Origin of the sequence: Streptomyces sp. NPDC046759 (genome assembly GCF_040645475.1) — a bacterium.
Taxonomy (GTDB): domain Bacteria; phylum Actinomycetota; class Actinomycetes; order Streptomycetales; family Streptomycetaceae; genus Streptomyces.
The window spans coordinates 1-19,334 of record NZ_JBEYYJ010000054.1 but is presented as its reverse complement, the minus strand read 5'-3'; the positions used below and the strand labels follow the sequence as shown (position 1 = coordinate 19,334).

At 71.5% G+C, this 19,334-nt stretch carries 18 protein-coding genes and 1 pseudogene; 12 read left to right on the top strand and 7 right to left on the bottom strand.

All coding sequences use genetic code 11. The annotated features are described in order from the left end of the window. Positions 1–182: 182 nt before the first annotated feature. Genes ABZ919_RS40415 through ABZ919_RS40400 form a run of 4 tightly spaced genes read left to right on the top strand, consistent with a single transcriptional unit; the run spans position 183 to position 3,744 of the window. Complete coding sequence (locus tag ABZ919_RS40415) at positions 183–1,103, top strand: ABC transporter ATP-binding protein (protein ID WP_361258976.1); 921 nt, start codon at positions 183–185, stop codon at positions 1,101–1,103. Next, a complete protein-coding gene (locus tag ABZ919_RS40410) occupies positions 1,100–1,834 on the top strand; it encodes an ABC transporter permease (RefSeq protein WP_361258973.1) in 735 nt (244 codons plus the stop codon). The genes ABZ919_RS40415 and ABZ919_RS40410 overlap by 4 nt, the downstream gene beginning before the upstream one ends. A 25-nt stretch (positions 1,835–1,859) precedes the next feature. Then, entirely contained in the window at positions 1,860–3,110 is a 1,251-nt protein-coding gene (locus ABZ919_RS40405) for a sensor histidine kinase (protein WP_361258970.1), read from the top strand. Next, positions 3,100–3,744 (top strand): response regulator transcription factor, encoded by a 645-nt coding sequence (locus ABZ919_RS40400; RefSeq protein WP_361258967.1) that lies wholly within the window; start codon positions 3,100–3,102, stop codon positions 3,742–3,744. Before ABZ919_RS40405 ends, ABZ919_RS40400 begins: the two co-directional genes overlap by 11 nt. Positions 3,745–3,763: 19 nt before the next feature. Here the strand turns inward: ABZ919_RS40400 and ABZ919_RS40395 are convergent, their stop codons facing one another. The 5 genes and pseudogenes from ABZ919_RS40395 to glgX all read right to left on the bottom strand — a co-directional run bounded on the left by ABZ919_RS40395 (position 3,764) and on the right by glgX (position 9,398). Next, positions 3,764–4,945, bottom strand: coding sequence for a glycosyltransferase family 39 protein (locus ABZ919_RS40395; RefSeq protein ID WP_361258988.1), 1,182 nt, complete (start codon positions 4,943–4,945; stop codon positions 3,764–3,766). A 110-nt stretch (positions 4,946–5,055) separates the two neighbouring features. Continuing rightward, positions 5,056–5,865 (bottom strand): annotated as a pseudogene (locus ABZ919_RS40390) (dolichyl-phosphate beta-glucosyltransferase); the annotation flags it as partial. Positions 5,866–5,903: 38 nt separating this feature from the next. Beyond that, on the bottom strand, positions 5,904–6,440 hold the full coding sequence (locus tag ABZ919_RS40385) for a hypothetical protein (RefSeq protein ID WP_361258964.1): 537 nt from the start codon (positions 6,438–6,440) through the stop codon (positions 5,904–5,906). 96 nt (positions 6,441–6,536) lie between these two features. Then, complete coding sequence (locus ABZ919_RS40380) at positions 6,537–7,043, bottom strand: SigE family RNA polymerase sigma factor (protein ID WP_361258962.1); 507 nt, start codon at positions 7,041–7,043, stop codon at positions 6,537–6,539. Between the two features lie 102 nt (positions 7,044–7,145). Then, entirely contained in the window at positions 7,146–9,398 is a 2,253-nt protein-coding gene (gene glgX, locus ABZ919_RS40375; RefSeq protein ID WP_361258959.1) for a glycogen debranching protein GlgX, read from the bottom strand. A 282-nt stretch (positions 9,399–9,680) separates the two neighbouring features. Between glgX and ABZ919_RS40370 the strand changes: the two genes are divergently transcribed. The 8 genes from ABZ919_RS40370 (at position 9,681) to ABZ919_RS40335 (ending at position 17,222) form a co-directional block, all read left to right on the top strand. Beyond that, positions 9,681–10,904, top strand: coding sequence for an Ig-like domain-containing protein (locus ABZ919_RS40370; protein ID WP_361258956.1), 1,224 nt, complete (start codon positions 9,681–9,683; stop codon positions 10,902–10,904). A 212-nt stretch (positions 10,905–11,116) separates the two neighbouring features. Further along, on the top strand, positions 11,117–12,292 hold the full coding sequence (locus tag ABZ919_RS40365; RefSeq protein ID WP_361258952.1) for an Ig-like domain-containing protein: 1,176 nt from the start codon (positions 11,117–11,119) through the stop codon (positions 12,290–12,292). Between the two features lie 80 nt (positions 12,293–12,372). Next, entirely contained in the window at positions 12,373–13,140 is a 768-nt protein-coding gene (locus ABZ919_RS40360; RefSeq protein WP_361258949.1) for an enoyl-CoA hydratase-related protein, read from the top strand. A gap of 300 nt (positions 13,141–13,440) precedes the next feature. Then, on the top strand, positions 13,441–13,944 hold the full coding sequence (locus tag ABZ919_RS40355) for an ATP-binding protein (RefSeq protein ID WP_361258946.1): 504 nt from the start codon (positions 13,441–13,443) through the stop codon (positions 13,942–13,944). Positions 13,945–14,029: 85 nt separating this feature from the next. Next, complete coding sequence (locus ABZ919_RS40350) at positions 14,030–14,833, top strand: polysaccharide deacetylase family protein (protein WP_361258943.1); 804 nt, start codon at positions 14,030–14,032, stop codon at positions 14,831–14,833. Continuing rightward, entirely contained in the window at positions 14,833–16,017 is a 1,185-nt protein-coding gene (locus tag ABZ919_RS40345) for a beta-propeller fold lactonase family protein (protein ID WP_361258940.1), read from the top strand. Before ABZ919_RS40350 ends, ABZ919_RS40345 begins: the two co-directional genes overlap by 1 nt. Before the next feature lie 159 nt (positions 16,018–16,176). Further along, positions 16,177–16,389, top strand: a complete 213-nt coding sequence (locus tag ABZ919_RS40340; RefSeq protein ID WP_330337704.1) for an EF-hand domain-containing protein — start codon at positions 16,177–16,179, stop codon at positions 16,387–16,389. Between the two features lie 170 nt (positions 16,390–16,559). Beyond that, positions 16,560–17,222 carry an NAD(P)-binding domain-containing protein gene (locus ABZ919_RS40335; protein WP_361258937.1) on the top strand — a complete coding sequence of 221 codons (663 nt, stop codon included), beginning with the start codon at positions 16,560–16,562 and terminating at the stop codon, positions 17,220–17,222. A 9-nt stretch (positions 17,223–17,231) separates the two neighbouring features. Here ABZ919_RS40335 and ABZ919_RS40330 read toward each other — a convergent pair whose 3' ends face one another. Further along, a complete protein-coding gene (locus ABZ919_RS40330) occupies positions 17,232–17,786 on the bottom strand; it encodes a glycoside hydrolase family 25 protein (RefSeq protein ID WP_361258934.1) in 555 nt (184 codons plus the stop codon). Positions 17,787–17,880: 94 nt separating this feature from the next. Beyond that, positions 17,881–18,918 (bottom strand): phosphatidylinositol-specific phospholipase C domain-containing protein, encoded by a 1,038-nt coding sequence (locus ABZ919_RS40325; protein ID WP_361258931.1) that lies wholly within the window; start codon positions 18,916–18,918, stop codon positions 17,881–17,883. Between the last annotated feature and the right edge of the window lie 416 nt (positions 18,919–19,334).

The following is a 19,334-nucleotide window of genomic DNA, read 5'->3' as shown; positions in this document are numbered from 1 at the left end:
GACATCGCCCACTGGGTTTTCGCCCGATCCTGGTCCGTCATGGTTCCTGCGGCCTGCGGGTTCGACCCGTCGATCGAGGGTTCGGCGCGCGGCGTCGCAGGCCCGCATCAACCGATCGGCTGATGCCGCTTCGAGCGGGCCGGCCGATGTGCCGAAGGCCGTCCGCCCGGGATTCTCGGAGCATGCCATCCGTCATCGAAGTCACCGATCTGCGCAAGTCCTACGGCGGCCGGGCCGTCGTGGACGGCGTCTCCTTCGCCGTCGAGGAGGGCGAGGTCTTCGGGATCCTCGGCCCGAACGGCGCCGGCAAGACCACCACCGTGGAGTGCGTCGAAGGGCTGCGGGTCCCCGACGCCGGCCGGGTGCGGGTCGCCGGCCTGGATCCGGTCGCCGACCACGACGACGTCGCCAGGATCCTCGGCGCCCAGCTCCAGCAGAGCCAGCTGCAGCCCAAGCTGACCGTGCGCGAGGCGCTGGAGCTGTACGCCTCCTTCCACCCGGGCGCGGCCGACTGGCGGCCGCTCGCCGAACGCCTCGGTCTCGCGCCGAAGCTCGGCACCCGGTTCGCCAAGCTGTCCGGCGGGCAGCAGCAGCGGCTGTTCATCGCGCTGGCCCTCGTCGGGAACCCGCGCCTCGTGGTGCTGGACGAGTTGACCACCGGCCTGGACCCACGGGCCCGCCGGGACACCTGGCAGCTCATCGAGGACGTCCGCGCGAGCGGCGTCACCGTGCTGCTCGTCACCCACTTCATGGAAGAGGCGCAGCGGCTGTGCGACCGGATCGCGGTGATCGACAAGGGGCGGGTGGCCGCCCTGGACACCCCGGCCGGGCTCATCCGCCGGTCGGCGGGCGCCACCGTCATCAGCTTCACCCCGTCGGCACCGCTGGACGACGACGACCTGGCCGCCCTCCCGGCCATCGCCTCGGTCGAGCGCAAGGACGGCCGGATCACGCTGTCCGGCACCGACGAGACCGTGAACGCGGTCATCACCCTGCTCGCCCAACGCCGCATCACCGCCCATCAGCTCCGCGTCCTGGACGCCACCCTCGACGACGCGTTCCTGGACCTGACCGACGACCGGACCAAGGAGGCCGCGGCATGAACACCGCCGTCCTGCGCACCGAGTTCCGCCTGTTCCGCCGCGAACCCGGCGCCGTCTTCTGGATCTTCCTGTTCCCGACGCTGCTCCTGGTCGTCCTCGGCTCGATCCCGTCGTTCCGGGAGGCCGACAAGTCCCTCGGCGGGCTGCGGCCCGTCGACGCCTACGTCCCCGTCGCCGTCCTGATCGCCCTCATCATGTCGGGGGTGCAGTCCCTGCCCCAGGCCCTGACCGGCCACCGGGAGCGGGGCATCCTGCGCCGGATGCGGCTCACCCCCGTTCGGCCCTCCGCCCTGCTGGCTGCGCAGATGGTCGTGCTGGGCACGGTGGCGCTGGGCTCGGCGCTGCTCGCGCTCGGCGTCGGCCGGCTCGCCTTCGACGTGAGGCTGCCCAGGCAGCCGGCCGGGTATCTGCTGGCCCTGCTGCTCGCCACGACCTCGGCGCTCGCCCTCGGCTGCGTCGTCTCGGCGCTGTCGCGCACGACGAAGATCGCGAGCGCGATCGGCTCGGCGGTGTTCTTCCCGATGATGTTCTGCGCGGGCGTGTGGCTGCCTGTGCAGGAGATGCCGCACCCGCTGGCCCGTGCGGTCCAGCTCACCCCGTTCGGCGCTGCGGCCCGCGCTCTGGGTGAGGCGGCGGCCGGACACTGGCCCGGCTGGGGGCACCTGGGCGTGCTCGCGCTGTGGACCGTGCTGCTGACGGCCGCGGCCGCCCGCTGGTTCCGCTGGGAGTGAGCGGGCCGTGCCGGAGACTGGGAGCATGACGAACACCCCGCTCCAGCAGTACCGGGCCTCGTTCGACACGTGGGGGCCCTGGGCGCTGCTGGCCGTCGGTGCCGTCGCGACGGCGCTCTCCGCCCGCGCGGTCGGCATGGACCGGCCCGGTATGGTCGTCTGCGCCGTCCTCGTGCCCGCCGCTGTCGTACTGCAGCTGTACTGGGGACGGCTGAGGCGGAGGCGGCCGGACCCGAGCCGGACCGGCGTCTGCCTCTACCTGCTGCGCTGGGCCATCGCCTTCGTACTGACCTGGGCGAACCCGTTCTTCGCCTTCTACGCCGTGACCGGTTACTACACCGCGACCCGGGACCTGCCGAACCGGCTGGTGCTGCCCGGTCTCTTCCTGACCGCCGTCACCATGTCCGGCAGCGAGATCGGCGGCTGGCCGCCGCACGGGCTGCTCCTGTGGGTCGGCTTCTTCCTCGTCCTGGCCGTCAACATGGGCCTGGTCAGCGTGTTCACCCGGTACGCCCTGCAGGAGCAGGCCCGCGCCGCCGTCCAGGCCGAGACCATCGGTGAACTGGAGCGCATCAACACCGCGTTGCAGCAGGCCCTTGACGAGAACGCCGCCCTGCACGCACAACTCCTGGTGCAGGCGCGGGAGGCGGGCGTGGCCGACGAGCGCCGCCGGCTCGCCGCCGAGATCCACGACACCATCGCCCAGGGCCTGACCGGGATCATCGCCCAGCTGCAGGTCGTGGCGAGCGCCCCCGATCTGGACACCGCCCGCACCCACCTGGAGCGCGCCTGCGCGCTCGCCCGGCACAGCCTCGGCGAGGCCCGCCGCTCGGTGCACAACCTGGCCCCGGTCGCCCTGACCGCCGACGGGCTGCCGGAGGCGCTGAAGAAGACGGTCGCCGAATGGGGCGAACGCAACGGCGTACGCGCCGGGTTCACGGTCACCGGCACCACCGAGCAGCTGCACGACGAGGTCTCGGCGACCCTGCTGCGCATCGCCCAGGAGGCCCTGTCCAACGCGGCCCGGCACGCCCGGGCGACCCGCGTCGGGGTGACCCTGTCCTTCATGGGCGACGAGGTCACGCTGGACATCCGGGACGACGGCACCGGCTTCGACCCGGCCGTCGTACCGGAGCGCACCCGCAGCGGTGGCTTCGGTCTGGACGGCATGCGCGCCCGCGCCGAGCGGATCGCGGGCTCGCTCACGGTCGAGTCGGAGCCGGGGCACGGCACGGCGGTGTCGGCTCGCGTACCGTTGGTGCGCGATGACCGCTGACACCCCCGTTTCCCTGCTGATCGTCGACGACCACCCGGTGGTCCGCGACGGCCTGCGCGGCATGTTCGAGTCCGCCCCCGGCTTCACCGTGCTCGGCGAGGCCGCGAACGGCGTGGAGGCGGTCGACCGGGCCGCGGCCCTGGACCCGGACGTGGTCCTGATGGACCTGCGGATGCCCGGCGGTTCGGGCGTGGAGGCCATCCGGGAGCTGACCCGGCGCGGCGCCCGCGCCAAGGTCCTGGTCCTCACCACGTACGACACCGACACCGACACCCTGCCCGCGATCGAGGCGGGCGCGACCGGCTACCTCCTCAAGGACGCCCCGCGCGAGGAGCTGTTCACCGCCGTGCGCGCCGCCGCCGAGGGCCGTACGGTGCTCTCCCCGGCCGTCGCCTCCCGCCTGGTCCACGCGGTCCGCGCGCCCCGGCAGCCCGGCGCGGAGCCGTTGTCCGCCCGCGAGCGCGAGGTGCTGGTCCTGGTCGCCAAGGGCACGTCGAACCGCGAGATCGCCCGTGAGCTGTTCATCAGCGAGGCGACGGTGAAGACCCACCTCACCCACCTGTACGCCAAACTCGGCGTCAACGACCGGGCGGCGGCGGTGGCGGTGGGGTACGACCGGGGGATCCTCGGTTAGTGCTGCCGGTGGCGCCGGATCACGGCACCCCCAGCTCGAACAGCGCGTATCCCGCGTACGACCCCGAGGCGAGCGCCGCGATGCCGAGCACGGTGCACACCAACGGCAGGCTCAGCCGGCGCATCGCGGCCGCGAGCGGCAGGAACAGCGGGAAACAGGGCAGCAGATAGCGGGAGACGTTCGCGAAGATCTGCTGGCTGCCGAGGACCAGGACGATGGTGAGGACGGTGTGCACGACCAGCACCGCCGGCGGGCGCAGGCGCAGCAGCAGGGGGAGCAGGGCGAAGGCCAGCAGGACGACGCCGACGCCGATGACGTCCGCGAAGGGGTAGGCGAACAGGTAGCCGCCGAAGTGGCCCACCGGTACGGACGTCAGCACGTCCAGGGTCTGCCTGCCGTAGTCGAACTCGTGCGCCCAGGCGCCCGACTGGAGCCTGAAGTACCCGCCCAGGTCGCCCATGCGGTCGCCGACCCAGAGCAGATAGCCGAGGAGCCCGAGCGGGGCCAGGGCGGCCGCGAGCAGCGGGCGCAGCGTGCCGTCCTCGCGGCGGCGCAGCGAGAGCAGCGCGGCGACGCCGAGCCCGGCGACGAGTGCGGCGGCCGTGGGCCGGTTGAGGCCGGCCGTGAAGGCGAGGACGCCCGCGGTGAGCCAGTGGCGGGTCATGACGGCGTGGCAGGTCCAGGCGGCCAGGGCCACGTAGAGGGAGTCGGAGTAGACCGCCCACTCCACGCCCGAGCCCGGCCACACCGCCCACAGCCCCGCCGCGGCCAGTCCGGCCCGCCGGCCGCCGAACCGCTCCGCGACCGCGTAGACGCCGAGGGCGGCGGCGAAGGAGGCGAGGACCGACACCAGCAGGCCGGCGCCGTACGAGCCGAGACCGGTGACGGCCATGACCATCCGCGTCAGCGCGGGGTACAGCGGGAAGAACGCCGCCGAGTTGCCCTCCAACGTGATCATGCCGGTGGCGCCCGGGACCGGGACGAGCTTCGGGTCGTAGCCGTGCAGGGCGATCTGCTGGTACCACCAGCCGTCCCAGGTGGCCAGCACGTCCCAGGCGTGCGCTCCGCCGCCGAACCGGGGGTCCTTGGTGCGGTAGTCCCCGGCCGAGGACAGCAGGTACATGAACGAGCAGAAACCGGCCAGCTTCAGCGCGCCGAAGAGCGCGAGCACCGGGCCGTGCCGGCGGGCGGCGGCCCGCATCCGGAGGCCGGGGGCGGGCCGCGCGGCCCGGGCCGGTGTCCGGGGCAGGGTCGAGGTCACGAGGTGACCGCTCCCGTCGTGCGGGCGCGGCGGCGGCCCAGCGTGCGCCGCATCCGGGCGATCCCGCGCAGGTCGGCCAGCGCGGTGGCGACGATGTCGACACTGCTGTCCGGGTCGTCGACCCAGTCCACCGGGACCTCGTGGATCCGCAGGCCCGCCCGCTCGGCCAGGACCAGCAGTTCGGTGTCGAAGAACCACTCCCCGTCCCGCACCAGCGGCAGCAGCCGTTCGGCGACCTCGCGGCGCACCGCCTTGAAGCCGCACTGCGCGTCGGAGAAGCCGACGGCGAGCGTGCAGCGCAGCAGGACGTTGTAACAACGGGAGATGACCTCGCGCTTGGCGCCGCGGACCACCTGCGCGCCGGGCGCGAGCCGGGTGCCGATCGCCAGGTCGGAGTGGCCGGATATCAGCGGTGCGACCAGCGGCAGCAGCGCCGCGAGCCCGGTGGACAGATCCACGTCCAGGTACGCCAGCACGGGCGCCCGCGAACCCGACCAGGCCGCCCGCAGCGCCCGGCCGCGGCCCTTCACCGGCAGCCGCAGCGAGAGCACCCCGGGCAGCTCGTCGGCGAGCCGGGCGGCGATGTCCGGGGTGGCGTCGGTGCTCGCGTTGTCGGCGATGGTGATCCGGAAGGGGTAGGGGAAGGTGTCCCGCAGGTGCGCGTGCAGCCGTCGGACGTTCGGCTCCAGATCCTTCTCCTCGTTGTAGACCGGTACGGCCAGGTCCAGCACGGGCTCCCCGGACTGGGCCGGCACCTGCTCGGGCAGAGGGGCGCGCCGGCGTGCGGGGGCCGTGGGCGACAGTAGGCCAGGTCGGAGTTTCATCATATTGCTCCCCGTTTGTTCCTGTTCGTCGGGCATGCCGAAGGCACGCAGGTGGGGCGGGAGGATTGCGCGGCTCAGCCGGCCGGGCTGAGCACCGAGGACGGAGTGTCGGACGGTACGGCCGGTTCGGTCGCCGGGGCCGTGGCCGGCGCGGTCGTGCCGGCGGGGTCCTGCGAGGTGGCCGTCGCGGTCGGCGGCGGGCCGCCGGTGGTGGCCGAACTCCCCACTGATGTGGGCGTGCTGGAGCCGGACGAGGCCGGGTCGGGCGGCGCGGGTTCCGTCGTGGACGAGCTCGGCAGTTCGGAGGTGCTCGGTGACGTGCTGGGCGAGGTGGTCGGCAGGGGGGTCGGGCTGATGGCGGGCCGGGGGTGCGGTGCGCTGGGCCGGTCGTCGAGGTGACCGTGCGGCCACAGGAGCAGACCGAGGCCGAGCCCGGCCACCGCCAGCACCGAACCGGCCGCCCGGCGCGCCGCGCGCACCCGGCGCCGGGTCCGCACGCCCGCGTGCAGCCGGTCCCGGTGCCCGGCGTCGAAGGCCGCGTGCTCCTGGGTGCTGTGCATGAGCCGAGTCAGCTGCCGCTCGAAGTGGTCCATGTGGTCGACGTGATCCACGTCATTCGTTCGATCCCGCGGATCCCGACGATCCCGCTGATCCCGCGGATCCAGGTCCATGTGCTCCTTGTGCTCCCTGTGCTCCATGGCTCCCCCTCACCCCACCGGCTCGATGACGTCGGCCAGCAGCCGGCGCAACCGGGCCACTCCGCGCGCGGCATGGGACCGGGCGGTGCCCACCGGACAGCCCAGAATCTCCGCGACCTGGCGGTCGGGCAGGTCCTGGTAGTAGCGCAGCACGACGGCGGCCCGCTGCTGCGAGCTCAGACAGGCGAGCGCCGCCTCCAGCCGGGAGCGCTCGGCCACGGTCGCCGAGACGTCACCGGCCGCCGCCACCTCGGGCAGCTCCTCCACGGGCCGCTCGCCCCACCAGCGACGGCGGGCCGAACGGGCCGCCGACCTGGCCAGCACCTTGCGGACATAGGCCTCCGGCGCCTCGTCGGCCACCTTCGGCCAGACGAACCACAGCTTGACCAGGGACTCCTGCAACAGGTCCTCGGCCCGGTGCCGATCCCCTCCGGTGAGCAGACGGGCCAGATGGAACAACACCGACCAGCGGGCCGCCACGAACGCGTCGTACTCACCGGCCCGAGTCTGCTCCATCCTCACGGTCCCCGTTCTCGCCGGCTGTCTACACCAGCAGAAAGGCCCTGGACACCGTGGAACGCTGCACCGGACGAGCGTGATCCACGTCACGCACCGCTGTCACCCCGGGCCGACCCGCAGCAGCAGCACCGCACGTGCGGGCACCGTGATCTCCGTACCCGCGGGGTGGACCGTGCCCGGTGGCTCTGCCTGGTCCTCGCGGGAGGTGTCCACGATCAGCTCGTACCGCTGAGCCCACGGCTGCCCCGGCAGCACGAAACCCGCCGGGTCCCCGCCCGCGTGCAGGACCGCGAGGAAGCTGTCGTCCGCGACCGGCGCGCCCCGCTCGTCCCGGCCCGGGATGTCCCGCCCGGAGAGGTACATGCCGAGCGTGGCGGCGGGGGCGTACCAGTCGTCCTCGGTCATCTCCGCGCCCCGCGCGGTGAACCAGGCCAGGTCGCGCAGTCCGTCCGCCGAGTGGGCGCGGCCGGAGAAGAAGGCGCGGCGGCGCAGCACCGGATGCCGGTGGCGCAGGGCGATCAGCCGGGAGGTCAGGTCGGACAACGCCCGCCAGCCGGGCTGCTGAAGCAGGGACCAGTCCACCCAGCCGATCTCGTTGTCCTGGCAGTAGGCGTTGTTGTTGCCGCACTGGGTGCGGCCGAGCTCGTCACCGGCGACCAGCATGGGCACGCCGGTGGACAGCAGCAGAGTCGTCAGCAGGTTCCTGAGCTGACGGCGGCGCAGGGCCCGTACCCGCTCGTCGTCCGTCTCGCCCTCCGCCCCGCAGTTCCAGGAGCGGTTGTCGTCGGTGCCGTCGCGGTTGTCCTCGCCGTTGGCCTCGTTGTGCTTGCGCTCGTACGACACCAGGTCGCGCAGCGTGAACCCGTCGTGCGCGGTGACGAAGTTGACCGAGGCGTACGGGCGTCGCCCGCCCCAGGCGTACAGGTCGCTGGAGCCGGACAGGCGGTAGCCCATCTCGCGGACGTCCGGCAGCGCGTGCCGCCAGAAGTCGCGGACCGCGTTGCGGTAGCGGTCGTTCCACTCGGTCCACAGGGGAGGGAAGGCACCGACCTGGTAGCCGCCCGAGCCGATGTCCCACGGCTCGGCGATCAGTTTCACCCGGCGCAGCACCGGGTCCTGGGCGATGACGGCCAGGAAGGGGGAGAGCATGTCGACGTCGTGCATCGAGCGGGCCAGCGCCGCCGCGAGGTCGAAACGGAAGCCGTCCACGCCCATCTCCGTCACCCAGTAGCGCAGCGAGTCGGTGATCAGGCGCAGTACCTGGGGCCGCACGACGTGCAGGGTGTTGCCGCAGCCGGTGTAGTCGGCGTACCGGCGGGCGTCGTCCTGGAGGCGGTAGTAGCCGCGGTTGTCGATGCCCTTCAGGGACAGGGTCGGCCCCAGCTCGCCCGCCTCCGCCGTGTGGTTGTAGACCACGTCGAGGATGACCTCCACGCCGGCCGCGTGCAGCGCGCGCACCATCCGCTTGAACTCGCCGACCTGCTGCCCCGTCGTACCGGAGGCGGCGTAGGCGGCGTGCGGGGCGAAGTAGCCGATGGAGTTGTAGCCCCAGTAGTTCTTCAGGCCACGGCGCAGCAGGTGGTCCTCGTGGGCGAACTGGTGGACGGGGAGCAGTTCGACGGCCGTGACGCCCAGCTCCACCAGGTGCTCGAGCGCCGCCGGGTGGGCGAGCCCCGCGTACGTGCCGCGCAATTCCTCCGGAACGCCCGGGTGCAGTTTGGTGAAGCCGCGTACGTGCAGCTCGTAGATCACGGAGTCCGCCCAGGGCGTCTTGGGCCGCCGGTCGTCGGACCAGTCGTCGTCATCGTGCACGACCACGCCCTTCGGGACGTACGGCGCCGAGTCCCGGTCGTCGCGCACGGTGTCGGCGACGTACTGCTCGGGCCAGTCCCGGACGTGCCCGTACACCTCGGGCGGCAGCGCGAACTCCCCGTCCACCGCCCGCGCGTACGGGTCGAGCAGCAGCTTGGCCGGATTCCAGCGGGCACCGGTCCACGGGTCCCAGCGGCCGTCCACGCGGTAGCCGTAGCGCTGTCCCGGCATCACGCCCGGGACGAAGCCGTGCCAGATCTCGTGCGTCAGCTCGGTCAGCGGGACCTGGGTCTCCCGGCCCCGCTCGTCGAACAGGCACACCCGGACGGCCTCGGCCCCTCCCGCCCACAGCGCGAAGTTGGTGCCCGCGACCCCGTCCGGCCCGACCCGGAAACGGGCCCCCAGCGGCGTCGGGGCGCCCGGCCACACCACCGGGGCCGGCACCGCGGCGCGCCGCGCGCCGTTCACCACGGCCGGCTGCTGCCCGGTCCCGGCGGCCGGCTCCCCGGCCGGTGCCCGCTGCTCGGCTGCGCTCGTCACCTGTCGGCCCCTCTTTCAGTGGCTCGCCCCGGGGCGGCACAGTCGGCCGTGCCGAAGGGGCGAGCCTGCCCCGCAGCGCTCGGCCACCCGGTACGGCTGCGCCCCGACGGCCGGGGGCGCCCTCTGGATCGCGCTTGACGTCCCTTTCAGCCGATCTGATCCAGAAGGCGCCCCCCGCCGGCGGGTGCGGCGGCTCCCCAGCGTGTCGTCCTTCCCTCTGTTCTGCCCAGTGCGTGCGTCGCACTCACGTTTCCCCGGAGCGGGCCCGTCGTTGAGTCCCGCGTGAGGCACGTACAAGGACGCGCACGGCGCGCGGGCGTCGCGCTGGCCGCCGTACTGACATGGGCGGCACTGCTCGCAGGGTGTTCCTCCGGCGGCTTCGGCGCCCTCGGGCAGGACGGAGCGCCGGGCAGACCCCCCTCCCCCGAGGAGGTCATCCACGTCACCCCCGACGACGACAGCAGGGCCGTCCGCCCCGACCAGCGGCTGCGGGTACGGGTGCCGCAGGGCCGCCTGCAGAAGGTGACCGTCGTCGAGTCGCAGGACGCGCAGGACTCCCCGGTACCCGGGCGCATCAGCGCCGACGGGGTGACCTGGCGGCCGGACGAGGACCGGCTGGCGCTGGCCGCCGAGTACACCGTCGACGTGGTCGCGCTGGACGCGGCCGGCCGCCGCTCGGCCCGGCACACCACCTTCACCACGCTCGTCCCCGGCCGGCGGTTCATCGGTTACGTCACCCCCGAGAACCGCGCCGTCGTCGGCACCGGCATGATCGTCTCCCTCGCCTTCAGCCGGGAGATCACCGACCGCGCCGCCGTCGAACGCGCCGTCCGCGTCAGCGCGCAGCCCCCCGTCGAGATCCGTCCGCACTGGTTCGGCGCGAACCGGCTCGACTTCCGCCCCGAGCAGTACTGGAAACCCGGCACCGAGGTCACCGTCGACCTGAACCTGCGGGACGTCCAAGGAGCGCCCGGCGTCTACGGCCTGCAGGACAAGACCTTCACCTTCACCGTCGGCCGCGGCCAGATCTCGGTGGTCGACGCGGCCACACACACCATGCGGGTCCGCCGCGACGGCCGGCTGCTCGCCACCGTGCCGATCACCGCGGGCGCCCCGCAGAACCCCACCTACAACGGCAAGATGGTGGTGATGGACATGCTGGAGGTCACCCGCATGAACAGCCGCACGGTCGGCTTCGGCGGCGAGTACGACATCCCCGACGTCCCGCACGCCATGAAGCTCACCGACTCCGGGACGTTCGTGCACGGCAACTACTGGTCGCCGGACGCCCCCGGCCGGGTCAACGTCAGCCACGGCTGCGTGGGCCTGAGGGACGTCAAGGGCGGCAGTTCGGCGACCCCAGCCGGCTGGTTCTTCGACCGCAGTCTCGTCGGTGACGTCATCGAGGTCGTCAACAGCGGGGAGCGGACCGTCGCTCCCGACAACGGCCTGGGCGGCTGGAACATGGGCTGGCAGGAGTGGAAGGCCGGCAGCGCGGTGAAGTAACCGGGTGAGGGGCCGGGTTCGGGCGGCGGTGCGGGCGGAAGTTGCGACGGAACGGTGACATTCGCCTGACACCCCGCTCAAAACCGGGCGGTTAATATGCGCGCACCAATGTGGTGGGGACGGGCCTGACCAGGCCCGGGGGAGGGGACAGCGACTTGAACGAGCGGCCTATATCGGGGGCGTCGGTGGCGGGGCGGCGGGGTCGTACGGGGTTGGCGCTCATAGCCGGCGCCCTGGTGCTCACGCTCGCGGCGTGCGGCGGGGGCGGCGGCAAGGGTGCGGGCGACGGCAAGGGCACGGACTCCAGCACCCAGCAGGGCAAGGAGCAGTCCACCGCCACCGTGACCATCTCGCCCAAGTCCGGCGCCACCGGCGTCGACACCAGTGGCGCACTGAAAGTGAACGTCGACAAGGGCAGGCTGACCGAGGTCACCGTCAAGGGGCCCAAGGGGGAGACGGTGGCCGGCACCGTCACCGGCGGGGGCACGTCCTGGACGCCGTCGACCCATCTGGCCGCATCCGCGAAGTACACCGTGCACGCGGTCGCCAAGGACTCCGAGGGCCGCGAGGCCGCCGAGGACTCCTCGTTCACCACCCTGACCCCGAAGAACACCTTCCTCGGCTACTTCACCCCCGAGGACGGCTCCACCGTCGGCGTCGGGATGCCGTTCTCCGTCAACTTCACCCGGGGCATCACGCACCCGAAGGCCGTCGCGAAGGCCATCAAGATCAGGACCGAGCCGGCCGTGGACGTCGAGGGCCACTGGTTCGGCAACGACCGCCTGGACTTCCGCCCCGAGCAGTACTGGAAGGAAGGCACCAAGGTCACCGTCGACCTCGACCTCGACGGGGTCGAGGGCCGCGACGGCGTCTACGGCAAGCAGCACAAGACCATCAAGTTCACCATCGGCCGCAACCAGGTCTCCGTCGTGGACGCCAAGAAGCACACGATGAAGGTCACCCAGGACGGCAAGGTCATCAAGACCCTCCCGGTCACCACCGGCAAGCCCGGCTACGACACCTGGAACGGCCAGATGGTCATCAGTGAGAAGCTCGCGGTCACCCGTATGAACGGCGAGACGGTCGGCTACGGCGGCGAGTACGACATCAAGGACGTCCCGCACGCCATGCGCCTGACCACCTCCGGCACCTTCCTGCACGGCAACTACTGGGGCGGCGACGCCTTCGGGAACTACAACGCCAGCCACGGCTGCGTCGGCCTGCGCGACGTGCGCGGCGGCTACGACAGCTCCACGCCGGCGGCCTGGATGTTCAACCACTCGATCATCGGTGACGTGGTGGTCGTGAAGGACTCCCACGACCGCACGGTGGACCCGGCCAACGGGTTCAACGGGTGGAACATGTCGTGGGCGGACTGGACGAAGTAACCCCGCACGGAGGTGACGGGCCCGGTGCTGTGACGGACGGCACCGGGCCCGCTGTCGTTAGTGCCCGTTAACCTGCCTCCATGACCGTGAATCTCGAAGTCGCCGAAGGCGTCGGAACCCTGCGTCTGGACCGTCCGCCGATGAACGCGCTGGACGTCGCCACCCAGGACCGGCTGAAGGAACTCGCCGAGGAGGCCACGCGCCGCGACGACGTGCGCGCCGTGGTGATCTACGGCGGCGAGCGGGTGTTCGCGGCGGGCGCGGACATCAAGGAGATGCAGAACATGGACCACACCGCGATGGTCCTGCGCGCCCGCGCCTTGCAGGACTCCTTCACGGCCGTGGCCCGCATCCCCAAGCCCGTCGTCGCGGCCGTCACCGGTTACGCCCTCGGCGGCGGCTGCGAACTGGCCCTGTGCGCCGACTACCGCATCGCCGCCGAGAACGCCAAGCTCGGCCAGCCCGAGATCCTGCTCGGCCTGATCCCGGGCGCCGGCGGCACCCAGCGGCTGTCCCGGCTGGTCGGCCCGTCCAAGGCCAAGGACCTCATCTTCACGGGCCGCCAGGTCAAGGCCGACGAGGCCCTCGCCATCGGCCTGGTGGACCGTGTCGTGCCGGCCGCCGAGGTCTACGAGCAGGCCCACGCCTGGGCCGCGAGGCTCGCCCAGGGCCCGGCGATCGCCCTGCGTGCGGCGAAGGAGTCGGTCGACACCGGCCTGGAGACCGACATCGACACGGGTCTGACGGTCGAACGGAACTGGTTCGCGGGCCTGTTCGCCACCGAGGACCGTGAGATCGGCATGCGCAGCTTCGTGGAGGAGGGCCCCGGCAAGGCCAAGTTCCGCTGACTTCCGGCGGGACGCCGGTCCCCACAACTCCTGTGGGGTCTCTTGCAATTGACGTGGCGTCTGGTTCGGGGTCCCTCGATGGGGCGGTTTATGGAAGCCTTAACGCAACCTTAAGCGCGCTTCGTCGAGGGGGCCTGACGATTGCCCGGAAGCGAGCCTTCTTCGCAGGTCAACCGGGATCTACCGGTCAGTTACGTGCCTCTGGCATATGTCATTCGATCGGTGGAGAACGGGGGCGTGCAGGGGGCGTATTCCTTCGGAACGGCCCCCAAGACGGCCCCGGACCGCCATCATGGGGGCATGGCGGGGCTGGAGGGCATCGAACAGCCGCGGGGACACAGCCGTGCGGCCGCGGCGCGCTGGTCGCCCGCGGTCGAGGACGAACAGGCGCTCAAGGCGCTCGAACTGTTCGGCAACCCGACGGAGGCCGAGGTGCCGCTGCCGTCCCGCCCGGAGTCCGCGGCGACCGCCCGCCGGCTCGCCCAGGTGGTCGTCCTGCGCACCTGGCGGCTCACCCCCAAACTCACCGAGGACTGTGTCTTACTCGTGTCGGAACTCGTGGGCAACGCCGTACGGCACACCGGCGCCCGGGTCTTCGGCCTCCGCATGCGCCGCCGCCCCGGCTGGATCCGGGTGGAGGTCCGCGACCCCTCGCGCGGCCTGCCCTGTCTGATGCCGGTTCAGGAGATGGACGTCAGCGGCCGTGGGCTGTTCCTCGTGGACAAGCTCTCCGACCGCTGGGGGGTGGACCTGCTGCCGCGCGGCAAGACGACCTGGTTCGAGATGAGAGTGGCCGACCGGTAACCGGCGCGCCACATCCTCCTTGCAGCGACCCGGAATCATCCCTCTTCCGGGCCAATCGGCCGTTTTCTTACCTATCACCTCTTAAATGGTGCGGGTGACCACAACCAACCGACGCGGGGTGCTGCGCGCGGGCGCCGGAATCGTCGCCGGCGGTGCGCTCGCCGCCGGTTGCGGCGCGAGCCAGACCGCCCCGTCCCACGCCCGGCACACCGAGTCCCCTTCCGCGACCCCCTCCGGCCGGCCCTCGGCCGGCGCCCACCCGGCCCCCGCCCCACGCGCCTACCCCGGTCAGCCCGCCCAGATCACGCACGGCCCGCGCACCCGTCCCCAGGTCGCCCTCACCTTCCACGGCCAGGGCGACCCGGGCATCGCCCACTCCCTGCTCGGCACGGCCGAACAGCTCGGCGCCCGGCTCACCGTGCTCGCCGTCGGCACCTGGCTGGACGAACACCCTGACATCGCCCGCCGGATCCTCGACGGCGGCCACGACCTCGGCAACCACACCCAGCGGCACATCTCCATCGACACCATGGCCGAGGCGGACGCCCGCAAGGAGATCACCGACTGCGCGGACCGGCTGAAGCGGCTCACCGGTTCCATCGGCACCTGGTTCCGCCCCTCCCGCTCGCCCACCGCCTCCCCGCTGGTCGCCCGGCTCGCCCGAGCCGCCGGCTACCCGCACGTGCTGTCGTACGACGTCGACTCGCTCGACTACACCCGCCCGGGCGCCGCCGCCGTCACCCGCAACGTTCTCGCCCAAGTGAGGGGCGGATCGGTGGTGAGCCTGCACTTCGGTTACCCGGACACGGTCGCCGCCCTGCCCGACCTCCTCCACGAACTCGACCGTCGCGGACTGCGCGCGGTCACCACCACGGAGCTGCTGAGCTGATGCGAACCACGAAAGCCGCCCGCCTGCTGGCCGCCGGTGCCGCCCTCACCGCCCTGACGCTGCTGTCCGCCTGCGATTCCGGCTCCCGGCACCACCAGAAAGAGGCGCTCGGCAGCAAGGCGCCGGTGCAGCCGCGACTCCACCCGCAGCTGAACATGCTGCCCGGGATGCCACCGGTCCAGGACCCGAAGGACCTCTACGCCGCCGACCGCCCCGGCCGGCTCTCGCCCGTGGTCAGGGACTTCCCGTCGCGGGTGTACGTCCCCAACACCAACTCCAACACGGTCACGGTCATCGACCCCAGGACCTACGAGGTCGTCGACACGTTCCCGGTCGGCCGCCAGCCCCAGCACGTCGTGCCGTCCTGGGACCTGAAGACCCTCTGGGTCAACAACGACCTCGGCAACAGCCTGACCCCCATCGACCCGAGGACCGGCAAGGCCGGCAAACCGGTCGCCGTGCACGACCCGTACAACCTGTACTTCACGCCCGACGGCAAATACGCCGTCGTCATGGCCTCCAGAGACCGCCGGCTGGTCTTCCGCGACGCCCACACCATGAAGGTCGTCAAGAGCGTGCCGGTCAGCTGCTACGGCGTCAACCACGCCGACTTCTCCCCGGACGGACGGTACTTCATCGTCTCCTGCGAGTTCAGCGGCGAGGTCCTCAAGGTGGACACCGCGAAGATGAAGGTCGTCCGGCAGGAGCGGCTTCCGTACGCCGGCGCGATGCCGCAGGACGTCAAGATCTCCCCGGACGGCAAGCTCTTCTACATCGCCGACATGGCCGCCAACGGCGTGTGGATCCTCGACGGCGACAAGTTCACCCGGCCGCGGCTCCTCTACACCGGCAAGGGCGCCCACGGGCTCTACATCAGCCGCGACTCCCGCGAGATGTACATCTCCAACCGGGGCGAGGGCTCCATCTCCGTCTTCGACTTCACCCGCGACCGGCTCGTCAAGAAGTGGCACCTGCCCGGCGGCGGCAGCCCCGACATGGGCGGCGTCTCCGCCGACGGCAACGTCCTGTGGCTGTCCGGCCGCTACAACGCCGAGGTGTACGCCGTCGACACCCGCACCGGCAGGGAACTGGCCCGCATCAAGGTCGGCAGCGGTCCGCACGGTCTCGCGGTCTACCCCCAGCCGGGCCGCTACTCGCTCGGCCACACCGGTATCTTCCGCTGACCCCACAGCACCGGCGCCCCTCGAGCCTCCACCCGCTCAAGGGCCCGGTCCAGCAGCCAGGACCGAGGCCGCGGCGCTGAAGACCTGGCCGGGCCGTTAATCTGACCAGCGACAGTACGCCGGCACGGCATGAGAAACACGACCAAAAGGGGCGGATCGGTGGCGGACATCGAGGAAGCACGCAAGCAGTTCCAGCGGATCGACGCGGACGGTGACGGATTCATCACCGCCGCCGAGTTCAAGTCCGCCCTCGCCCAGGGTGGTGACTGGAACGTCACCGAGACGGTGGCCGAGGCCATCATCAAGCAGCGCGACCTCAACGGCGACAAGGTCCTGTCGTTCGACGAGTTCTGGGCCTACCTGAACAAGTGACGCGCCGAGAAGGGGGCTCCTCCACCGGGAGGGCCCCCTTCGTCCTGCCCGCCGGATCCGTCCGCCCGTCTCACCCGATCGCCGCACCGCCGGAATAGCGCCCGCGCCGCCGGGGTTGTCGCCCAGGACCGACGCATGCACATGCATGGAACAATCCTGGAGGGCCTGTCATGAAGATCGGCATCATCGGCGCTGGCAACATCGGCGGCAACCTCACCCGCAGGCTGACCGCCCTCGGCCACGACGTCTCCGTGGCCAACTCCCGCGGCCCCGAGACGCTCAAGGAGCTGGCCGAGGAGACCGGCGCGACCCCGGTACGGGCCGAGGACGCCGCGGGCGGCGCCGAGATCGTGGTCGTCACCGTCCCCCTCAAGGTGGTCCCCGACCTGCCCGCCGGCCTGCTGGACGGCGCGGCCGAGGGCGTGGCGGTGATCGACACCGGCAACTACTACCCGCAGCAGCGCGACGGCCGGATCGCGGCCATCGAGGACGAGGGCCTCACCGAGAGCCGCTGGACCGAGCGGCACCTCGGCCACCCGGTGATCAAGGCGTTCAACGGCACGTACGCCCAGGACATCCTGGACCGCCCCCGCCCCGCCGGCGACCCCGAGCGCATGGCACTCCCGGTCGCCGGCGACGACGAGGCGGCCAAGGCGAAGGTGTGCGCCCTCATCGACGAACTCGGCTTCGACACGGTCGACGCGGGCGGCATCGACGACTCCTGGCGCCAGCAGCCCGACACCCCGGTGTACGGCCTCAGGGCCGGCGCGCAAGGGGTGAAGGAGGCCCTCGCCCAGGCATCCCCGGAACGCCCGGCGGGCTTCAGGGGCTGACCGGCCGCCTTACGGCGTCGCCCACTCCTTCAGCGCCGCCTTGCTCGCGAAGTTCGCCACGTCCTTGTCGTGGGGGTCGCTGCTGTACTGGTGGAAGCGCCACTTGGCCTTGATGCGGGGGTGGCCGGCGGTGACGTAGTCGGCGATCCAGAGGCCGTCGCCGGCATAGGACGTGTGGTCGAGGTTCAGCCAGAAGTCGCGGTTGCAGTAGAGGACGACCCGATGGGTGGGCCGCAGGGCCTTCACCTTCTTGACGAAGGCGTCCTTCTCCGCGTTGCTCGCGTGGGTGCCGTCGCCGGTGGTCTCCCAGTCGACGGCGAGGATGTCACCCGCCTTCGACGGGGCGGCGCTCACGAAGTGCTCCGCCTGGGCGGTGAGGTTGCCCGGCCACAGGAAGTGGTAGAAGCCCACGACCAGGCCGGCGTCGCGAGCGGTCTTCGCCTGGGCGGTGGCGTGGGGGTTGACGTACGAACGGCCCTCCGTCGCCTTGATGAAGGCGAAGGAGAGGCCGCTCGTGTCGAACGAGGACGACTGATAGGCGCTGACGTCGATGCCGCGGAGCATGTGGGGACTCCTCGAGGTGCCGGTGGGGGAAAGGAGTTGCTGGTTGAGTGATGCCCCACGATGGCACGCCCGATCCGCCCCGGGCGGGGGAACGTCAGCTGCGGGTGACCACCGAACTCAGCACCGACGCCGGCTTCGCCGACCAGTCGGAGGTGATGATGCTCGCGTGGTCACCGGCCAGCAGGGCCAGCCGGGCGGCGACTTCGGCGTCCGTGGGGGCGGTGGAGGAGATGGCCGGGGAGACGCCGGCGGCGTCCGTCATGATCGAGATGTAGTGGTTCGTGGAGTAGAACGAGGTGTCGTAGCCGCTGCCGACGTACGTCGCCGCGTCACCGTCGAAGAACACGAACCACGGCCTGATCGAGGTGTCGGAGGTCCAGCGCGTCGCCCGCGGGTCGCCGTTCGCCGCGCCCAGCACCGCGGGGAAGGCCTCGGCCCGGGAGATGTTCCCGGCCGCGTACAGGTCGCGCAGGTGGTCGCCGTACTCCTGATCGGTCCAGTAGTGGTCGAAGGGGTTCGCCTGCTCCACGGTGCCCGGGATCAGCTCGAAGAGGAACTTGCCCCTGAGGGAGTCGCGCGCGGGCCAGGCGTTCGCCTTCGCGGCCGCGTCCAGGGTGGAGTACGTCCCGCCCAGCAGATCGGCCGGCTTGTAGACGCTGTTGCCGAGCTTCTGCGAGACCAGCGTGTCGAACGCGTCCGGTCCCATGCCCGCGTTGTTGTTGAAGCCGACCTTCATCTCGACCTTGATGACGATCGGCGGGTGGTCGGGGTGGAGCTGGTTCCAGGCGGCCATGTTGTCCAGGCAGCTGCCGAGGTCCTGGTTGCGGCTCTTGCTGTACAGCTCGCTCGGCGTCTTCGCGGCCTCGCAGTTGTTGTCGTTGCCCAGCGGATTGCTGTGGCTGACCCGCCAGCGGTGCGTGATGCTGTCCACGTACACGTCCAGCTCCAGCAGCGAGGCGCCGGAGTCCAAGGCCTGAGCGAAATAGCTGTACTTGGCCTTGTCGTACGCGTTGTGCGTGCCGATCGCCGTCGTCTCGGACAGCTTCGGCGCCGCCGCGTGGGCGTTGCCCGGCACCGTCACCAGCAGAGCGGCGGCACCTGCCAGCACCGCCAGCCGTCTCGCTGCGCGCATGAGTCAAGTCCCCTTTTTGGATAGGCGAGTTGGTCGGCGCAAGCCTAAGGGGCGGTGATTGCCCGGCGGTGGCCCCCGGGGCAACATCACCATGCGTCGCGGCGTACGGCGACGGCGGCCGGGGTGGGAGCGGTCGGCCGCCGTCGGTTGGGGGGAGATCAGTGGGCGCCCTGGGAGTCGCGGTCTGCCCGCGTTGCGTGACTGTGACTCATCTGCCGGGGTTCCGTGAGTAGTTCGTGAAGATGGTCACGTTGCAGTGGTTTCTTCCACCGCATTAGCCTCACAAGTGACCACTTATTTTTGCTTTACGTCTGTGTGCACGGGGGGCTGCAGATGTTGTTTCGTCATGTCGTCGCCCGTGCCTGGAAGGGAATTCGGGTGACTCCTCGTATGCGCAGGATGTTCCCGGTCGCGGG